This window comes from Actinoplanes sp. NPDC021490 (assembly GCF_055562135.1).
The window spans coordinates 20,267-37,554 of record NZ_JBVHFW010000006.1 but is presented as its reverse complement, the minus strand read 5'-3'; the positions used below and the strand labels follow the sequence as shown (position 1 = coordinate 37,554).

Below are 17,288 nucleotides of genomic sequence, written 5' to 3'. Positions count from 1 at the left end.
CCCATCCTCCGTCAGCTCCAGCCGAGCGCTTCGCAGGCGATGAGCCACCAGTGGCGTTCGGCCAGGACCCCGTACGCCTCCTCGCGGCCGACCCACGTGCCTCGGTCACCGCTCGGCGTTGGCGCCGGCTCCCGAGGCGTGAAGATCAGAACGTTCGCGGCCGGCACCGGCAAGCGATAGCTTTCGTCGGGCTCGGGCACGATGTTGCGCACGTAGCCCACACATCGCGTGGCCACCTCCTCGCCGAGGTGGTCGCGGCACAGAGCGGCCACGCCCTCCACGGCCGGTGTCCAGCCGTTCCCGGTGCCGAGAAAGGTGGTCGGGATGTCGAGGCCCTTGGCCGTGGGGACACAGAAGATCTCGCCCGGCTCGCGGGTCAGGAGCAGCCGCACGATGACCGTCGGGCGCGGGATGTCGAGGTCTTCGCCGACCCAGACTTCGGCGGTGGCGCCGGCGGGCAGCCAGGGTGCTTCCGGGATCGACCGGATGAGCCGGGGAAAGTCCATCGCAGCACCCGCCCCTGGTTCTTTGTCGTACACCGGCACCCCTGACCCACCTCCGCACCCACCCCCCGCCCTGGGGGTGTGCCCGACCTTACGCGGCTTCGGCGGCGGGCCGCCCTCGTTGTCCACAGGGCGAGGGCGCGCCGTCGAGCGGGTTCCGGAGTTGTCCACAGCTCGGGCCGGGCCCTTGACAAAGCCCCCTCAGCCGACCCGGGCCCGTACGGCCGGTTCAAGCAGCGACAACTTCCGCGTCCCGGCGTCGAGGGCGGCGCGCACACCGACCGGCATGGGCAGGTTGGGACCGGCGTGCCCGATCTCGACGTTGCCGAGCACGGGCATGTCCCGGTCGCCCAGCACGTCGAGAACGATCTCGCGCAACGACGGACCGTCGGGCGGCCCCAGCCCCTCGATCGCCTGCGGGATGCCCACGACCATGCCGGCGATCCGGTCGAGGATGCCGCAGTGCCGCAGCACGTGCAGATAGCTCCACACGTACGACGCCTGACCGCCCAGTTCCTCCCAGAACAGCACCGCGCCGTCGAATCGTTCGAGCGGCAGCCCGTACGGCGTCGCCTGAGCCAGCACGATGCGGTTGATCACCCCGCCGATCAGGTGGCCTTCGGCCCGGCCGGGACGCCAGCACTCCCACGAGGGGCCGGCGGGCAGGTCGCCGAGCGGTTCGGTGCTGGTCAGCAGCGTCGAGTAGAGCCTTTCGAGTTCCGCCCGGCGCGTCGCGGGTGCCGTCGTCCACGACCCGCCGAGCCCCGGTGTCGCCATGTCGGCATGAAAACCGACCAGTCCCGTACGCGCATGAAGCACCAGATGCAGCAGGGAGATGTCGCTGTAGCCCAGGATCGGCTTGGGATCGGCCACGATCGCGTCCACGTCTATGAGGTCGAGATAGCCGAGCACGGTCTGCCCACCGTCGTGCGCGATGACGGCCCGCACCTCGGGGTCGCGCAGCAGCTCGTTGAACTCGGCGGCGATCTCGTCCGGACGGGCCGCGCTCCACCATCGGCGTCGTCCGGCTTCAAGCAGCGGCGCCCGGCGCACCCGGAAGCCCATTCGCTCGACAACGTCCACGGCCAGGTCGAGATTGGCTTCGTACGCGGTCTGCACCGGCCCGGACAGGGAGGCGATGACGACGAGATCGCCGGGGGCGAGGGCCCGGGGCCGAAGCAGTCCGGGCGCGGCGGAAACGGTCATCCGCGCAGTCTCCCGGCGAACCGTACCGGCCGCCATGCATTTAGCGATCGCCCGCGAGCGTGCGTTTGTCTCTACGATGTCGGCCATGCTGCGGGTCTTCTCGGTGGCGTACTGGGCTTTCATCGGGGTCAGTTGCGTCGTCTTCTTCGTGGGCGCGGTCGTCGTCTGGCTGGTGACGCTGCCGTTCGACCGGCGGCGCGTCGTCCTGCACCTGTATTCGTCGGCCTGGGCGTCGTTCTACGTCTATGTCAACCCGCTGTGGCGCTTGCGGGTCACCGGCCGGCATCTGGTGCCGTGGCACGGCCCGGCGGTTCTGGTCGCCAATCACGCGTCGCTCATCGACATTCTGGTGCTGTTCGCGCTGTTCCGGCCGTTCAAATGGGTGTCCAAGCAGGAAATCTTCCGCGTGCCGCTGATCGGGTGGAACATGCGGCTCAACGATTACGTCCCGCTGGTGCGCGGCCGCGCCGAATCGGTGCGCCGGATGATGGAGCATTGCGATCGCCTCTTGGCCGCCGGTTCGCCGGTCATGATGTTCCCGGAGGGCCGGCGCACCTCGGACGGTGAGCTCCAGCCGTTCAAGGACGGCGCTTTCGAGCTTGCCGTACGCCATGAAGTGCCGGTCATTCCGATCGCGGTTCACGGCACCCGCCGGGCCCTTCCCCGGCACGGGCTCGTCTTGCGTGACCACGTCGACGTGCACGTGGAGGTCCTGCCGCCGATCGCGCCGCAAGGCGACGTCGCGACCCTGAAGGAATTGGCTCGCCAATCGATCGCGAGCGCGCTGACCGCACCGTGAGGATCGCCCATTTCTGTGACAGCCACGCGGGTCGCCCCGACGGCGTGTCCCGGTCGGCCGCCCTGACCGTCGGCCTGTTGCGATCGGCCGGCTGCGAGGTCGACTTCTACGATCCGGCCAGTGTTCCGTGCCTGCCCGTTCCCGGCCGGCAGGTGCGCGTCGGCTTCCCCTGGTTCCGGTGCCGCCCGGCCGACATCGTCCACGCCCACACGACCGGTCCGATCGGCATGGCCGGTTTCCGGATGGCCGCGGCCTGGCGGGTTCCGCTGGTCGTCACCTGGCACACCGACCTGGTCGCGTACGGCGACGCGTACCCCGAGATCCCGATCGGCGCGTCCTGGTGCGCGCTTCAGCTCCGGCTCGGCTGGTCGGCCCGCGACTTCCTCGAACTGGCCCGCCCCGGTCCCGTACGGCGTGCCCGCCTGGTCGTTCTGGGGCAGGGAATGTTCGCCCGCATGGCGGCCGCGATCGCGCCGTCGGACAAGACCGCGGCCGGGTTCCAAGAGTTCGCTTCCGACGGTCAACTGCCGCCGGTTCACGTACTGCCGACGCCGGTTCAGGCGTCCCGGCCACTTGCCCCGAGGCGACGCGGCAACGTCGTGCTCTCCGTCGGCCGGATGACCACCGAGAAGAATCCGGACCTGCTCCTGAACGCCTTCTCATTGCTGCAACGGCAGAAGCCGGATGCGCGCCTGGTTCTCCTCGGCGTCCGGCTGGGCCGCGCCAGACTGGCTCGGCTCATTCAATCGGCCGGTCTGTCGAACCACGTGGAGGTGCTGCCTCCCGTCCCGCCCGCAAAGGTGACCGACTTCTACCGTGATGCGGACGTGCTCGCGTTCGCCTCCACTACGGACACGCAAAGCCTGGTGCTGGCCGAAGCCGAAGCGGCCGGTCTGCCCGTCGTGGTGGCCGATCCCGCCCTCGCGTCCCGCCCCGGCGGCGGCCCGCCCCGCTTCACCTGCGAACCCACCCCCACCGCGTTCGCGGCCGCACTGACCCGAATGCTCGAAGATGACGATTTACGAGCGAACGTCACGCGAGACGGCCGGCAAGCCGCCGAGGCCTACACGCCCCAGCTGTACCTCGGCCGCCTGCTCGCCCTCTACCGGCAACTGTGACCGGCCTTCAAGTCAAAGGCGCACGCGCACGTACGCACGATCGTCAAAACTGACCTGACCCGGCTGGACACCTTTCGTGCCCAGAAGCTCGCCCACGCACCACGGATCCCTCTCCAGCAGTCCGGCCAGCACCGCCTCCGAGCCGGCCAGTGTCTCGCCGATGACCGGATAGCCGTCGCTGGCAATCCTCAGCTCACCGACATGACCGGGCACCGGATGCACCACCACGAGCGAAGGCGGAACCGGCTGCCCGTCAATGGCGGCATACCCGTACGGCCCGATGCTGTTACGCAGGGCCCCTTGCCGCCGGATCAGAGCGCGAGCCGCAAGCCGTCCCGGATCCACGTCAACCACACGGTCCTTCGTGATGGTCCCCGCCGCCACCTCGGCCGCAAGAACAGCAGCCCGAAACGACGCCGCGACGTGATCAACCAGTTTGCGGGGCTGCCCCACCGCAGCCGGAAGCCCCCGATACGCAAACCCCACGTCGCCGACCTGCCAGACCTCCCGGCGAGCAAGCGAATAAACCGTCACCGCCGCGCTGGGCCGCTCCGCAACGTCCACTCCAGGCTCGAGGCGGCCCGCCAGCTCCGCCGTCATGGCCGCCACCGCCGCGCCCGCATCCGCGTCCTCCGGCAGCTGACGAAGAGCATCGCGACAGGCCGCCATCGCCCACAGCCCGCCCGCCACACCCGCATAGTCCCGGCCGCTCACATCGGTGGCCCCGTCGATCACCGCCACATGCCCGCCGGTAACGACAATCGCGTCCTCACACACCCGCGGATCCCCAGCTTTACCCAGCACGAACTGTTCGACAATCTCCACGCGCCCATCGTCCAGCCTCGAACGTCGGTGTGGCGTGGCGACCCACGACACTGCTGAGTGTCTGTCTCCCTTGCCCTTCTCAAGATCGGAACGGGTCGAGTTCTACGGTTGCCCGCGACCTGTCGGCTTGCCGGAAATCGGTATCCACGAGCGGCGGCGTCTCACTGCTGTCGTCGCTCACAGGTCCCGAGTGACGGTGAGGCACGAATGATGCTGCCAAGCAGAGGATCCCGGCACATCTCCGTCGACGGGGTCCATTACCGCTGGTTCGTCAGACGCCACCCCACCTACTGTCAGGGCAACGGCTGGTCACCACTCAACTTCGTCGTCGAGCGAATGCACCATCCTGGCGCACCGCTGGTGGTGTCGATGCCGTGCGCCCATCCAGGCAACTGGTTGGGCTTGCCGAGCGAGCCGATTCTGCCGGCGACCGCCGCCGCCCGAATCAGAGAGGCAACAGCGTCCGGCTGGCAGCACTCCCGGCCAGGACCACCCTTCCGGTTGCCAGAGCCGCGACGATAGTCCCGCCTCATCCCCGGCCGACAGGGCCACAGCGCCGGCATAAACCGGTCGCCGTAGGCTGAGGCATGCTTGAAGCGGGCAGCCGCCAGCGCAGTCAGCCAGCTCCACCCCATGTCGTCTTCGAGGCCTTGACCGACCCCCGCCGCGATCCAGCCCGGCCATGGCTGCTGCTCCTGGACGACGAGCAATCCCCGCATCTGATCGAAGCCCGCAAGCCGCATTCCGTCGTCTGGTCTTCTCTGTGGCAGAAGCGGCCCGACGCCCGGGTCCGCTTCGACCTGGCATCCGACGGCGCAGCAGGCACTCAGCTGCGGTGGACCCTGCTGGTGGAGGAGCCCGTGCCGGACCCGTCCCTGCTCGGACACCTCCGCAAGCGGCTCAACGAGCTGATCAACGCGAACCTGCGGTACACCTTCGGGCAGTAGCCCGGCCGACCATCGGACAGCGCCCCTTGTTCGCGGCAGATCGAATGTCAGCAGCCTCTGTCAGTACGCGTTATCGGCGGCAGATCCGCATATTGCGCGAGGGGTGGCACCACAGTCCTCACCATCGTTCTTGGCCGTCAACGGTCGTTGGCACCGATCATGGTCCAGTCTCGATGAAGGCCGGGATGCCCCGGACTGCCGTCCGGGCCATCCCGCGCACAACGTCTTCAGCTCAGGTCAGAACGCCGCCGCGATTTGCTTCGCGGCAGCCTGGTCGATGCGGGGGAATGTCAGCGAGATGCCACCGCCCGACACGAACGCAAGCCGGACCACGCTGACCGTCCCGATCTTGGTATCCGCGAGTGTCAGCTCCTCGCGGGGCATGACACCCATGACCTTCTTTCCTGGTCCGCCGAGGAACGTCTGGACAGGAAGAAGACTCGCTTATTGGTCACGACAACGAACTGCTTGCCGCCCGCGGTCACCGCCGCGTCGACCGCGGCGCCGGCCGCCCCTGCGAGGCCAGCAACGGCCCCCCGCCGGACCACAGTGCCGAACCGGGACGCGTCCAGCTTGCCTACCAGCGCGCGGACGGCGACTTGGAACTCCTCGCCGGGCTGCAAACGGTCCGCGACCAGACCGAACGCACGGTCCTGAAGCTTTGAGTTCACGTTCTCTCCATCAGTTTGGACGACGGCGGAGATCATAGCGACGGGCATGGATAGCAAGGAGCTGCGGCATCTCGTCCCAGGAGAGCTCCAGGGTTCCGTAGAGGTCGATGCGGTCGAGCATCGGCGTCGACCCTTTGTTCTGCGCCCGTGCGATCGCCTCCGCGAACCGGAAGCGCGTGTCTCCGACTATTGCCAACTCGACGTCTGCCATCGTCGAGGGCTGGTGCCGACCTGGTCGATCCTCAATAGCTCAACGTCAAGGCCCACGATATGAGGCTACCGCCGACATCGGGCACCGTCGGCACCTTGAGCGGACCATCTACGGAACCTGAGTACCGGCGCATGCCGCGGCGGCCATCATCGTGCCGCCCCCTCCCCTGTTGCACTTCGGCCGACCGTGGAGGAGGGTCGGCGGCAACGCTTGCCGCCGGCGATCGCAGCCTGATGCAATCATCCTTTTGTGACTGTCAGTCCATATCGGATGGACAGATTCCTCTGTATGGTGGCGGCTCTCGAGCTGGAGGTGGTGTCACGTGGAACGTCGACGTTTACTGGCCCTGACGGCCGTCGGACTGGCCGGAGGGACTGCCGTCGGCATGCGAACAACCGCCGGCACCAGGGCGGAGGCCGCCGTTTCGTCGTTCGACGAGATCTACAAAGGGCGACGAATCCAGGGGCCGTCCGGCATCGCCGCCACCGGGGTGCACGCGGCGCACCAGACGGTGCTGATCGATGGGCGGCCGCTGCGGCTCATGCACCATGCCGGCGGCGTGGTCAGCGTCGTGGCCGCGTTCGAGCCGAGGGACGACCTGCGTGAGGTCGCTCGCCTGGCGGTCGACCGGCTCGGTGGCGCTCCCCTTGCCCGGATCCCGAAGTGAGGCTCGCCTGATGTCCTACGTACGTAAGAACTTCAAGGCCCTCACGGCGGCCGAGCGCAGGCGGTTCCTCGACGCGGTGATCGAGCTCAAGACCACCGAGTCGCCGAGCCCCTACCGGTACAACACGACCGGCACAATCTATGGGGACTTCGTCGGGATCCACGTCGAGGCCTTCGACGCCGGTCAGATGGGTCATCGGACGGCCGTCTTCCTGCCCTGGCACCGGCAGTATCTTCGGCTGTTCGAGGGCGCGCTCAACGCCACGTCAGTCGGTTTGCGGGGGCCCAGGATCACGCTGCCGTACTGGGACTGGACCGACCACTCGGTCACCCCGCTGACTGGCGGCTTCCTCGGCGGTGACGGCACGGGGTTGGTCGGACAGGTCCAGACCGGCCGGTTCGGTGTCAAGGACGAGGAACTGACGCAGGTTCTCTCCGCGCCGACCATCAGCCGCCTGCGGGAGGTGGGGGGTTGGCGGGAGTTGCCGGAGGACGAGGCGATCGCGCTGTTCGCGGAGCTGACCGAAGGCGTCGCCGAGGCGGCCAAGGAGTTCCGGGGCCGGATCGTGGAGAGGTCGGTCACCGAGCACCCATTCCTGAACCGCAACATCGGCGAACTCGGGGTGGACCAACCGCCCACCGCGCAGCTGGTGGCCTCGGTGCTGACCGTGCAGACCTACGACACGTTCGAACCCTTCCTCGAAGACGGGCCTCACGGTGACGTTCACGTGTTCATCGGGGGGCACATGATCAGCGCCGATTCACCGAACGACCCGGTCTTCTGGATGCACCACTGCAACGTCGACCGGTTGTGGACCGAGTGGCAGGCCTTGCATCCGTCGTCCGACCCCTATCTGCCGAAGAAGCCGGTTGAGGATCCCGACATGGGTACCATCGCGGGCCTGAGGACCCTCATGACGCCGTGGAAGACAATGCGGCCGGCCGACGTGCTCAACACCGCTCGGCTGGGGTATGTCTACCGCTGATCCGCCGAACCCTTGGAAACGCCGGCAAGTCTGCAGCTGCTGATCGGCCACAAGGGCACCGGCTGTCCGACGGCCAGCTGCAAATCCTCGCCGCCGGTGGCCAGCTCCTGACACTTCTATAGGTGGGCCGGTTCCGGGAGAGATCGGTATCGGCAGGGTCCGGCGCTGGTGATCTACGAGTGACTCAACCAAGCTCTGGCCACTACGGTGTGCCGTTCCCCTAACTTGTCCTCGTGGATTACCGGCGCCGACCCGCGCATGGTCGTCGCCTGGTGCGCCATTGAACGCACAATATTGGCGGCAGATCCGGACAGTCGATCAAGCGCTGTCGGTGCGTCCATCGGCGAGAGCGGGTCGTAAAGCGGACGACAGCCTGCGTGGACTTCGACACGATAGCCGGATGACACGAACGGACATGCCAGCAGCGTGGGACGAGCGAAGCACACTCCTCGCGATGCTTGACTACGCTCGGGCAACGGTTCGAGCAAAATGCGAGGGCCTCTCCGCCGAGAACGCGCGGCAGGCACCGCTGCCGGCATCTCCACTGATGACAATCTCCGGCCTGGTGAGTCACGTCCGATGGGTTGAGTATTCCTGGTTCGAGGTCGTGTTCCTCGGTCATGAAGATCAAGGGCCATGGACCGACGAGGATCCGGACCGGGAGATGCGGATCGCGCTTGACGTGCCTCTAGTTCAACTTCTCGACGACTACGACGCCCAGTCCGAGCGCTACCGCCACCTCGTCACGGGTGTAGACCTTGAGGCCCGCTCGCAGAAGACTATGAGCAACGGGGAGACCGTGACCATGCGCTTTGTGCTCCTGCACCTTATCGAGGAGACAGCTCGTCACAACGGCCACCTCGACATCCTGCGCGAGCTGGCCGACGGCGTCACCGGCATGTGAGACTGGTCAGCCCGCCCGGCCCGCCCTATGACGGTGGAAAGTCTTTGGAAACCGAGAGACGCGCACATCGGCACGAGCGCGCGTCGAGCCGACTGATCCGCGAAGAATCGGCGATCCAATCCGAGAACGTCGAAGAGCGCAGCCAGAATAGTCGTGAACGCGCGAACTGACCTCATGATCGAATGCATTCATCTCGGCATGACAATGCGTCGGTAAAGGCCGTCCGCTTTCAAGTTGCGTGAGTGATGGATGGTTGCACCCCGATCGTCCGGGGCGGGCCAACCGGGATCGCTGCCAGTTGGGAAGTCCGGGTGGACCCAACACTTGGCGCGCTCCTCCGTAGTACTGGGCGAGAGGGGTGAGACGGATGATGGATGTGTATCTGCTCGCGGAGGTGCGGATGAAAGAGTTGCGGCTCGAGGCCGAGCTTGCGCGGCGGGGGCGCGGGTGGCCGGCGCCGGACGGTGGGCGATCGGTGGGCCTGCCTCGGATGGTGCTGGCACGGTGGCTGATCGCGGTGGCGGGGTGGCTGTGGCCGGAAGCCGGCCGCGAAGTGATGGGAGGGGCGCGATGACCGGCGAACGTGGTGTGATCGAGGGGCAGGCCGTCCTCGACCTGAGCCACCTGAGCAGCGCGGACGAGCTGGCGGCGATCACCCGGATCAGCGGGGTCGGTGCGGTGGTCGTCCCCGAGTCACTGGCTGGTGCGTACGCGGCAATCTCGGTCTCGGAGGTGGGTGCGACCATCTTTGTGCCGGAGGGGATGAAGCCCAGGGTGCACGTCGGGTCGCTGGTCGTCGGTGGCGACCGGATCGGAGCGCCGGACGAGATACTTGTCGTGGTCGGCGTTCTGGTGATCAACGGTCCGGTCAGCGGCGAGGTGCCGGGGCGGATCAGCGTGGTCGGCTCGGTGTTCGCGCCGCGCGGCAGTGAGGCGGAGCTCGGCCGGGTGTTCGGCGGCGGCGTCGGCACGGTCACCTACTACCGCTATCAGGAGGGTCAGGACGGCCCGCAGGTCAAGATGCTCACCGGCCAGGTGCGGCTGACCGGAGCCGCGCTGGCCAACCACACCGGCGAGCCGGGCGACATCCTGATCGCCGCCGGACAGGTGATCATCACCGGTGAGGTGGGAACGGTCGGCTACAGCCAGATCCTCGTCGCCGGGCAGCTGCTCGCCCCCGAGGCGGCGCAGCAGGAGCTCGAGACCCGGATGGACGTGCAGGGACAGTCAGTGTGGTACCGCTCCGGTGACCCCCGGGTCTTCTTCGACAACGTCGAACTCGGCCCGGACTACTTCCGCCTTCTCGATCATCCGATCAGCCTCATCGTGCTGGGTGACCTGACGATCACCGCGGGGGTCACAGCCGACCTGCTGCGCGAGAACGTGGCCGACATGGCGCTGCTCGGCGACGTGCTCGCGCCGGCCGGGGCCGTGCCGGCCGTCCAGGTGCTGGCGACGACCATCACGGGCCAGATCCGGGTCGATGATGGATCGTGGGGTTGAGTTCCGCAAGCTCTACGATGCGCACCGGGCCGCCGTCCACGCCTACTTCACCGGGCGCACCGGCGACCGCTGGCTCGCCGCGGACCTGATGCAGGAGACGTTCCTGCGGGCGTGGCGGCGGTTCGCGGAGCTGTCCGGACTTACGGACGACGGGCAGCGCGCGTGGATCTTCACGGTGGCCCGCAACCTGTCCATAGACGAGCACCGGCAGGCCCGTACGCGTGCCGCCACCGACGCCGCCCTGCGGGCCGAACCCGCCGACGTGGCCGCCCCGGCGAGCACCTCGGTGATCGCCATGGAACGGGTGGCTGTGGTGGCCGAGACGATCAAACGCCTGCCGGAACAACAACGGGTCACCCTGACCCTGGCCGCGGCCGGCGGACTGACCAGCGCCGAGATCGCCACAGCGCTGGGCGTCGCGGCCGGCACGGTCCGCTACCGGTTGTCCCTGGCCCGCCGCGCAGTGGCCGAAGCCCTGAACATCTACGACGACGTGGAGCAGCCATGAACCTCGACGACGCTCTCCAGGCGTGGGCCATCCAGGAGGTCGCCCTGCCCGCCCCGGTCGCCGACGACATCTTCCGGAAGATCGTCACGCCCACGACCGGCCTGGACACCCGCTGGTGGACCCGGTTCTCCGGCCAGCTGGCAGCCAACGTGGTGGCGAGCACCCGGCCGCGCGTACCCGTCACCGGACTTTGATCCTGAATTTGGTCGGGCCGGTTGACTGTGCGCGGAAGGACGTGAAGCCGACCCGGCGGATACCTTGGTCCTGAGTGCCGGGGCGCGAGCTCAAGTCGCGAGTGACGCCCGGGCCCGAGTCGCCAGCAGAATGTTGTATCCGCTGAGATCGGGCAGATGGGCCGGGTCGAACCAGCTCAGTTCGAATCCCTCATGGCCGTCGGGCACAGCAGAGCCGACTACGTCCTCGGCCAGAAAGGTCACGCCTACGACGTACGCCTGGTCTCCGTTGGGATAGGTGTGGCGAAAGTCAGGGCCCGAATACACGTCGAGCCGCCGGAGCGACCTGGCGGTCAGGCCGCTCTCCTCGAACAGCTCGCGCCGGGCGGCGTCTTCGAACGACTCGCCGAGTTCTACTACGCCACCGATGAGGCCCCACAGGCCGTCGTCGACGCGTCGCTGAAGCAACCAGCGGCCCCCCTCATCCACGACGACGATGCCGGCCGCGGCGAGCAGCAACGGACGGTGTCCCACGAGAGCGCGCATTTCACTGACGTACGTCACGAAGGCACCATAGATTGGCAGACCACGTACGTTGATGGGGACGTCTATCGTCCAGTGGTGGTCCTTGCGCGCTTCGCCGGAATCCGTCCTGAAGCCGTACTGCGCTGTGCTACACCGGCTGGCGTGGCGGACGCGATCGCGCGAGCGACAGAGGACGGTTGGCCTGTGGCTGTGCGCGGCGGCGGACACTGCTTCGCGGGGCGGTCCAGCACCACCGGCGTGGTGATCGACGTGAGCCCGATGACCGGCGTCCGAGTCGATGGTGACCGCGCGGTGATCGGCGCTGGGACTCGCCTCGCCGAGGTGTACGACACGCTCGCCGCGCAGGGCCGCACCATTCCGGCCGGCTGCGGGCCGACGGTCGGTATCGCCGGATTGACGTTGGGCGGCGGGCTCGGCATCCTCGGCCGAACGCACGGACTGACCTGCGACAGCCTCCTGGCAGCCACCGTGGTCCTCGCCGATGGCCAGGTGGTGGAGGCGGGCGACGACCTGCTGTGGAGGCTGCGGGGCGGCGGCGCGCCGGGTGTGGTCACCTCACTGACCTTCCGCACCGTACCCGCCCCCGGCTCCACCGCCTTCAAGCTGACCTACCCGGCCGCCGCGGCCGCCGACGTGCTGGACGCCTGGCAGCACGCGCTACCCGAGCTCGACGACGCGCTCTCGCCCAGCCTTGTGATCGCCACTCCCCCGGAGCCGGCGCAGCCACCGACCGTGACAGTCTTCGGCGCGGCCCCCGACACCGCCACGGTGGAGGATCTGATTCGGCGACTCGGGCACCGGCCTGCTTCGGACCATCGTCACGAGGGCACCCATCGCGCGGCGAAACAGTGGCTGGCCGGGGACGACACCGCCGACACCGGATTTGCCTATCTGCACTCGGAATACTTCCGCTCGTCAGTGCCGGCAGCAGAGCTGATCCGCCGGCTCAACGCTCAACGACGGCCGGGCGAACACCGGGAACTCGATTTCTCGCCATGGGGCGGGGCTTACAACCGGACAGCGGCCGAGGCCACCGCCTTCCCGCACCGGGACGCCCAATTCCTGCTCAAACAGACCGCGACCGTGGCGGCAGGCGAGCAGCCCGGCGAATGGCTGGACGAGTCGTACGCGGTCACCCATCCCTACGGCACCGGTGGCGCATACCCGAACTTCCCCGAACCGGGCCTGCCCGCCGAGGCCTACTACCTCGGCAACACTGACCGGCTACGTCAGATCCGGGCGGCCTACGACCCGGCGGGGGTGTTCGCCGCTTCCATCAATTAGATGGTCAGCGATTGCGGGCTGAACCAGCTAAGCCTTCGTCCGTGCTCGTCCGTCGAATCGGTCGGCGATCGCCGTCAGCCGCCGGGTGTAGGCCGGCCAGTCGACGGCGTCAGGGACGTTGCTGTGACGCGGCAGCAGGCCGGTCGAGCCGTCGATCTGCTCGCGGAGAATGTCGGCGTGGCCGGCGTGGCGCTGCAGGTCGGCGGTTTTGTGGACCATGATCTCGTGGAGCGTGACCGCCTCACCGCCCCAATGGGCAACGTGCCCGATCGCGTCCAACGGCAGGCTGTCGATCGTCTCGTCGGCGAATGCCTGCACGCGACGGTAGAGGTCGATGATCCCCGCAGCGGTTTCGGTCTCGGTGGCGTGCCAGCCGGCCAGCGGGTCGGGGTCGTCGGAGGACACAAGCTCGCCCGGCGTGGGCCATTCGCGGCCGAAGGTGGGGCCGAAATAGATCGCCTCGGTGTTCAGGGCGTGCTTGACCAGGCCGAGCAGGTTGGTGCCGGTTGGCGTACGGGGAAATCGCTGGTCACGCTCGGAAACGCCCTCGAGTTTCCAGAGCAGCACATCGCGCGCCCCTTGGAGATAGTCCTTCAGCACGTCCTTGGGCGCCATGACCATCCGGCCATCCTGCCACGCCTGGTGCGAGCCGCCCGTAGGGCTGCGGTGTGGTCCATGACCGGCCCGCGCCTGTCACTCAAGCATGAACACGGTGTACTGGACCGTCGAAGTTGAAGGGGTTTCGATCAGACGGAAGTCCCAACGCTGAAGGAGTCGCTGTGACGGGAGATTGCTGATGTCGGTGTCGGCGTACCACGGCCGGACCGTTTCCAGGGTGAGGAATTGACCGAGCGCTGGTTGGCTTCCGGATCTAGCTGCTGGTGGAAGAAGATGTCGATGTCCGAGCGCTCAACCGCGCGCAGGCGAACGTCGTTGGTGGAAGCCATGGCTCTCTCTCCTTGGCCAGGGACGTCAAGGCTAAGGCAATCCGACAGCCAGCGCGGGCGCGTTTGCGGTCAGGAACTGGCCTGAATGACTGGTTCGCTCGGGCTATGAGCATTCTGCACACGCCTGAGCACGGCGCTGTCCTGAACCCGTTCGTGATGGTCGAGAACGCGGCCGGCCTGATCGCGTTCGTGTCCGAGGTCTTCGGCGTACGGGAGACGGCCGAGGCGCACACCGAAATGCCCGACGGCAAAGTGATTCACTCGGAGCTGCGCCTCGGCACCGTCGATCTGATGATTGTGGACCGGCTCGAGGGCTGGCCGCTGCGGCCCGGCCTGTTGCAGGTGTGGGTCCAAGATGTCGCTGCCGCTCAGAAACGCGCATCCGAGCGGGGCGCGACGATCGTCACCGAGCCGACGCCGTTCTACGGCGAGACGACGCTCGGCCGGATGCTCGACCCGTGGCAGAACCTGTGGTGGTTGTACGCGCCGGCGCCCGGGCAACCAGACCCGGTGCCCCACTGGGATGAGGACGGCGGCTCGGACACGGTCTTCACGACGCTCGACGCGACACTGCGCACGCTTCGATAGCGCGCATCGAACGCACCCTCGCTCCGGGAAACTGCTCGCGCGCCGCCGTCTCGCGTTCGCAAACGGACGGTCAGGATGCGCGCATCGAGCCTCGCGTCTGCGACAGGACGGTGAGAGCGCAACCCCCGAGTCCCCCACTCGCGAACTCGACGGTCGGAGCGCGACCGCGACCGACGCATCCCGAAACCGACAGCCAGAGCACGGACCCCGAGTAGCGCATCGCAAACCCGACAGGCAGAGCACGACCCCGAGCCACGCATTTCCGAGCCCGGCGACGGAAGCGCGGCCACAATCCACGCATCCGCCAACCGGGACGGTCAGCGTGCAGCCTTGAGCCGGTCGATTGCGCGTTTCAGACGGACTACGGCCTCGTCCATCAAGTCGGGCGGGGCCGCCGCGTACGTGAGACGCAGGTAGGGGGCCGGGGGCTCGGCCGCGAACCAAGGGCGGCCCGGAAAGACGATCACGCCTTCGGCGGCGGCGGCCGTGGCCAGCGCGACGTCGTCGATGTCCTGGTCGAATTGGACCCACAGGTGCAGGCCTCCGGTTGAGGGCTGACCGGTGTTGTCGGGCAGGTGCCGGCGTAGCGCGTTTGTGAGCGAATCGCGGCGGGCGCGCAGTTCCTTTCTGAGCGAACGGCGATGACGGTCCCACGCCGGGGACGTGACCAGCTCGAGCGCGGCCTGCTGCAACGGGCCGGCCACGAACAGGTCGTCGAGCAAACGGGCCGCGCGCAAACGTGCACCGGCCTGACCGCGCGCACCGATCGCCGCGATGCGCAGACCCGGCGCGGCCGATTTGGTCAGTGAACGCACATAGATGACGTGGCCGTCGGCGTCGTCGGCCGCCAGCGGGGGCGGCGCTGTCCCGTCGATGGTCAGATCGCGCGCGTAGTCGTCTTCAATCAGAAACGAACCGGCTTCCCGTACGGCGTTGAGCACCTCGCTCCTGCGGTGCGCGGCCAGGGTGGCGCCGGTCGGGTTGGCGTACAGGGGCTGGCAGTAGAAGAGGCGGGCGCGGGTGCGTGTGAACGCCGCGCGCAACTGGCCGGGGAGCACGCCGTCGGCGTCGGCCGGGACGGGGATCACGGTCAGTCCGGCCGCACGGGCCGCCGCCAGGGCGCCCAGATAGGTGGGCGACTCGACGAGCAGGGTGTCCCCGGGAGCGGACAGCGCCCGCAGCGTCGACGAGATCGCTGCCTGACCGCCCGGGCTGATCACCATGTCGTCGGCGCGCAAGCCCGGATCGCGCGCGAACCAGGCCCGCAGGTCGGCGCGTCCCTCGGCGCGCCCACGCTGCCAGGCGGCGGGCTGGCGGGCGGCCCGGGCCAGCGCGGCACCGAGAGCGGCGGACGGCTGCAGGTCGGGGTCGAGATAGCCGCCGGACAACGGGATGGCCCCGGCGGGCGGTATCGCGAGCAACGCGTGGAGCTCTTCCTCGCCCGCCCGGCGAGCCCCGAGCGCCACGGTCTGCCAGGACAGATCGGGTTCCGTACGCCGGGACCGGCGCGCAGCGACGAACGTGCCCTGCCCGGGTCGGGCCTCGACGACGCCTTCGCGGACGAGCGCACGGATCGCGGCCGCCACGGTCACGGGCGACGCTCGATGCCGCGCGGTCAGCTCGCGTACGGACGGAAGCCGCGCACCCGCCCCCGCCGCCCCGGCCACCCCGCGCAGATCTTGGATAACGCGGTCGACTGCGTTACCGTTATTCATGAGGACCAACAGTAGCGCTACTGACCGCGGCACGATAACGGCCACCGGCGGGCTGATCCTGGGCGCGCTCGGCGTTCTCGCGTTCAGCATGTCGCTTCCGGCCACCCGCGTAGCGGTGCACGACCTTGATCCGTGGTTCGTGGCGTTCGGACGGGCGGTCGGGGCCGCCGCCCTGGCCGGGGCCTACCTCGGGCTGACCCGCGCACCCCGGCCGGACCGCGGGCAGTGGCGCCGGCTGTCCATCGTCGCGCTCGGAGTCGTGGTCGGTTTCCCGCTGTTCACGTCGCTGGCGCTGACCACGCAGACATCGGCCCACGGCGCGGTTGTCGTCACCGTCCTGCCGGCCATGACGGCCGTCTTCGCCGTGCTGCGGGCCGGGGAGCGTCCTCCCCCGCTGTTCTGGCTGTCCAGCCTGGCCGGTCTGACCGCCGTGCTGACGTTCCTGATCGCGACCGGCGCCGCCGGCGGGGCGCTCGCCGTTTCCGACCTGTACCTGCTGGCGGCCGTGGTCCTGTGCGGGCTGGGCTACGCCGAGGGCGGCGCGCTGGCCCGGGAGCTGGGCGGGGCCCGGACGATCTGCTGGGCTCTGCTGCTGTCCCTGCCCGCGACCGTGCCGATCACTCTGATCTCGGCCGCCGTCCGTTTCCCGCACGCCGGAACCGCGGCCTGGTCGGCGTTCGCCTATCTGACCGCGGTCTCGATGTTCCTCGGTTTCTTCGCCTGGTACGCCGGCCTGGCCCGGGGCGGAATCGCGCGGGTGGGCCAGATCCAGCTGACGCAGCCCGTGCTCACTCTGCTCTGGTCGGCCCTGCTGCTGGGCGAGACCGTCACCCCGGCCGCCCTGCTGGCCGCGGTCGTCGTCCTGACATGCGTGATCCTGATTCAGCGCACCCGCCGATGACCGCGTCGTCCGGCAGTAGCGAAAGAACAGCCGGGAGTGGCCCCCGGAGGAAGGAGGCCCGGAAGACGGTCCAAGCCAACGGCCGACAGAAGACAGCAGATAGGCCGTCACCGTCACGACGACCAGGACCGCGGCCACCGTACGGGTCCGGAGCCGCCCCGTCGGGAGTAGGTGGCCAGGAGAAGGCGCCCGAGAGAAGACGGACTGGACCAGATGGCCTCGCAGTCCATGACGTCTGCGAGGCCCACGGCGTCGAACCCGACCAGATGCAGGAACCAGCCGCGCCC

The 17,288-nt window shown here is 68.5% G+C and carries 23 protein-coding genes; 13 read left to right on the top strand and 10 right to left on the bottom strand.

The annotated features are described in order from the left end of the window. Nucleotides 1-11 precede the first annotated feature (11 nt). Both ACZ3I4_RS18030 and ACZ3I4_RS18025 read right to left on the bottom strand, forming a co-directional pair. The gene (locus ACZ3I4_RS18030; RefSeq protein WP_465383070.1) at nt 12-506 is read right to left on the bottom strand and encodes a hypothetical protein; all 495 of its coding nucleotides are present in this window, start codon (nt 504-506) and stop codon (nt 12-14) included. A 198-nt stretch (nt 507-704) separates the two neighbouring features. Then, nucleotides 705-1,709 carry a S66 peptidase family protein gene (locus ACZ3I4_RS18025; RefSeq protein WP_465383069.1) on the bottom strand — a complete coding sequence of 335 codons (1,005 nt, stop codon included), beginning with the start codon at nt 1,707-1,709 and terminating at the stop codon, nt 705-707. A gap of 148 nt (nt 1,710-1,857) precedes the next feature. Between ACZ3I4_RS18025 and ACZ3I4_RS18020 the strand changes: the two genes are divergently transcribed. Both ACZ3I4_RS18020 and ACZ3I4_RS18015 read left to right on the top strand, forming a co-directional pair. Continuing rightward, nucleotides 1,858-2,508: a lysophospholipid acyltransferase family protein gene (locus tag ACZ3I4_RS18020; RefSeq protein WP_465383068.1), complete on the top strand. Its 651-nt coding sequence runs from the start codon at nt 1,858-1,860 to the stop codon at nt 2,506-2,508. Continuing rightward, nucleotides 2,505-3,626 (top strand): glycosyltransferase, encoded by a 1,122-nt coding sequence (locus ACZ3I4_RS18015; RefSeq protein ID WP_465383067.1) that lies wholly within the window; start codon nt 2,505-2,507, stop codon nt 3,624-3,626. The genes ACZ3I4_RS18020 and ACZ3I4_RS18015 overlap by 4 nt, the downstream gene beginning before the upstream one ends. A gap of 12 nt (nt 3,627-3,638) precedes the next feature. Here the strand turns inward: ACZ3I4_RS18015 and ACZ3I4_RS18010 are convergent, their stop codons facing one another. Then, complete coding sequence (locus ACZ3I4_RS18010) at nt 3,639-4,451, bottom strand: hypothetical protein (protein WP_465383066.1); 813 nt, start codon at nt 4,449-4,451, stop codon at nt 3,639-3,641. Between the two features lie 650 nt (nt 4,452-5,101). Between ACZ3I4_RS18010 and ACZ3I4_RS18005 the strand changes: the two genes are divergently transcribed. Further along, nucleotides 5,102-5,398: a hypothetical protein gene (locus ACZ3I4_RS18005; protein WP_465383065.1), complete on the top strand. Its 297-nt coding sequence runs from the start codon at nt 5,102-5,104 to the stop codon at nt 5,396-5,398. Between the two features lie 237 nt (nt 5,399-5,635). Here the strand turns inward: ACZ3I4_RS18005 and ACZ3I4_RS18000 are convergent, their stop codons facing one another. The 3 genes from ACZ3I4_RS18000 to ACZ3I4_RS17990 are packed head-to-tail and all read right to left on the bottom strand — an operon-like array spanning nt 5,636 to nt 6,280. Further along, nucleotides 5,636-5,782, bottom strand: coding sequence for a hypothetical protein (locus ACZ3I4_RS18000; RefSeq protein WP_465383064.1), 147 nt, complete (start codon nt 5,780-5,782; stop codon nt 5,636-5,638). After that, nucleotides 5,764-6,069 (bottom strand): hypothetical protein, encoded by a 306-nt coding sequence (locus ACZ3I4_RS17995; RefSeq protein ID WP_465383063.1) that lies wholly within the window; start codon nt 6,067-6,069, stop codon nt 5,764-5,766. The genes ACZ3I4_RS18000 and ACZ3I4_RS17995 overlap by 19 nt, the downstream gene beginning before the upstream one ends. A gap of 10 nt (nt 6,070-6,079) precedes the next feature. After that, on the bottom strand, nt 6,080-6,280 hold the full coding sequence (locus tag ACZ3I4_RS17990; protein ID WP_465383062.1) for a hypothetical protein: 201 nt from the start codon (nt 6,278-6,280) through the stop codon (nt 6,080-6,082). Nucleotides 6,281-6,602: 322 nt separating this feature from the next. On the opposite strand from ACZ3I4_RS17990, the gene ACZ3I4_RS17985 reads away from it, so the two are divergent. The 7 genes from ACZ3I4_RS17985 to ACZ3I4_RS17955 all read left to right on the top strand — a co-directional run bounded on the left by ACZ3I4_RS17985 (nt 6,603) and on the right by ACZ3I4_RS17955 (nt 11,041). Further along, nucleotides 6,603-6,947, top strand: coding sequence for a tyrosinase family oxidase copper chaperone (locus ACZ3I4_RS17985; protein ID WP_465383061.1), 345 nt, complete (start codon nt 6,603-6,605; stop codon nt 6,945-6,947). A gap of 10 nt (nt 6,948-6,957) precedes the next feature. After that, a complete protein-coding gene (locus ACZ3I4_RS17980) occupies nt 6,958-7,932 on the top strand; it encodes a tyrosinase family protein (protein ID WP_465383060.1) in 975 nt (324 codons plus the stop codon). 454 nt (nt 7,933-8,386) lie between these two features. Beyond that, the gene (locus tag ACZ3I4_RS17975; protein ID WP_465383059.1) at nt 8,387-8,836 is read left to right on the top strand and encodes a DinB family protein; all 450 of its coding nucleotides are present in this window, start codon (nt 8,387-8,389) and stop codon (nt 8,834-8,836) included. Nucleotides 8,837-9,203: 367 nt separating this feature from the next. Then, nucleotides 9,204-9,410: a hypothetical protein gene (locus ACZ3I4_RS17970; protein ID WP_465383058.1), complete on the top strand. Its 207-nt coding sequence runs from the start codon at nt 9,204-9,206 to the stop codon at nt 9,408-9,410. Further along, entirely contained in the window at nt 9,407-10,339 is a 933-nt protein-coding gene (locus tag ACZ3I4_RS17965) for a hypothetical protein (protein ID WP_465383057.1), read from the top strand. The genes ACZ3I4_RS17970 and ACZ3I4_RS17965 overlap by 4 nt, the downstream gene beginning before the upstream one ends. Beyond that, nucleotides 10,323-10,847, top strand: coding sequence for an RNA polymerase sigma factor (locus ACZ3I4_RS17960; RefSeq protein WP_465383056.1), 525 nt, complete (start codon nt 10,323-10,325; stop codon nt 10,845-10,847). Before ACZ3I4_RS17965 ends, ACZ3I4_RS17960 begins: the two co-directional genes overlap by 17 nt. Next, nucleotides 10,844-11,041 (top strand): hypothetical protein, encoded by a 198-nt coding sequence (locus ACZ3I4_RS17955; RefSeq protein ID WP_465383055.1) that lies wholly within the window; start codon nt 10,844-10,846, stop codon nt 11,039-11,041. The genes ACZ3I4_RS17960 and ACZ3I4_RS17955 overlap by 4 nt, the downstream gene beginning before the upstream one ends. Nucleotides 11,042-11,131: 90 nt before the next feature. Here ACZ3I4_RS17955 and ACZ3I4_RS17950 read toward each other — a convergent pair whose 3' ends face one another. Continuing rightward, nucleotides 11,132-11,584 carry an NUDIX hydrolase gene (locus tag ACZ3I4_RS17950; RefSeq protein WP_465383054.1) on the bottom strand — a complete coding sequence of 151 codons (453 nt, stop codon included), beginning with the start codon at nt 11,582-11,584 and terminating at the stop codon, nt 11,132-11,134. On the opposite strand from ACZ3I4_RS17950, the gene ACZ3I4_RS17945 reads away from it, so the two are divergent. Continuing rightward, nucleotides 11,546-12,850, top strand: a complete 1,305-nt coding sequence (locus ACZ3I4_RS17945) for an FAD-binding oxidoreductase (protein ID WP_465383053.1) — start codon at nt 11,546-11,548, stop codon at nt 12,848-12,850. The genes ACZ3I4_RS17950 and ACZ3I4_RS17945 overlap by 39 nt on opposite strands. 27 nt (nt 12,851-12,877) lie before the next feature. Here the strand turns inward: ACZ3I4_RS17945 and ACZ3I4_RS17940 are convergent, their stop codons facing one another. Next, nucleotides 12,878-13,471, bottom strand: coding sequence for a DinB family protein (locus ACZ3I4_RS17940; protein WP_465383052.1), 594 nt, complete (start codon nt 13,469-13,471; stop codon nt 12,878-12,880). A gap of 125 nt (nt 13,472-13,596) precedes the next feature. Then, on the bottom strand, nt 13,597-13,797 hold the full coding sequence (locus ACZ3I4_RS17935) for a hypothetical protein (RefSeq protein ID WP_465383051.1): 201 nt from the start codon (nt 13,795-13,797) through the stop codon (nt 13,597-13,599). A gap of 105 nt (nt 13,798-13,902) precedes the next feature. Here ACZ3I4_RS17935 and ACZ3I4_RS17930 point away from each other — a divergent pair, with 105 nt between their 5' ends. After that, nucleotides 13,903-14,385 carry a VOC family protein gene (locus ACZ3I4_RS17930; protein ID WP_465383050.1) on the top strand — a complete coding sequence of 161 codons (483 nt, stop codon included), beginning with the start codon at nt 13,903-13,905 and terminating at the stop codon, nt 14,383-14,385. A 317-nt stretch (nt 14,386-14,702) separates the two neighbouring features. Here the strand turns inward: ACZ3I4_RS17930 and ACZ3I4_RS17925 are convergent, their stop codons facing one another. Beyond that, the gene (locus ACZ3I4_RS17925; protein ID WP_465383049.1) at nt 14,703-16,100 is read right to left on the bottom strand and encodes an aminotransferase-like domain-containing protein; all 1,398 of its coding nucleotides are present in this window, start codon (nt 16,098-16,100) and stop codon (nt 14,703-14,705) included. Here ACZ3I4_RS17925 and ACZ3I4_RS17920 point away from each other — a divergent pair. Continuing rightward, nucleotides 16,099-17,001: a DMT family transporter gene (locus ACZ3I4_RS17920; RefSeq protein ID WP_465383048.1), complete on the top strand. Its 903-nt coding sequence runs from the start codon at nt 16,099-16,101 to the stop codon at nt 16,999-17,001. The two genes, ACZ3I4_RS17925 and ACZ3I4_RS17920, sit on opposite strands and share 2 nt — an antisense overlap. The last annotated feature ends 287 nt before the right edge of the window (nt 17,002-17,288 follow it).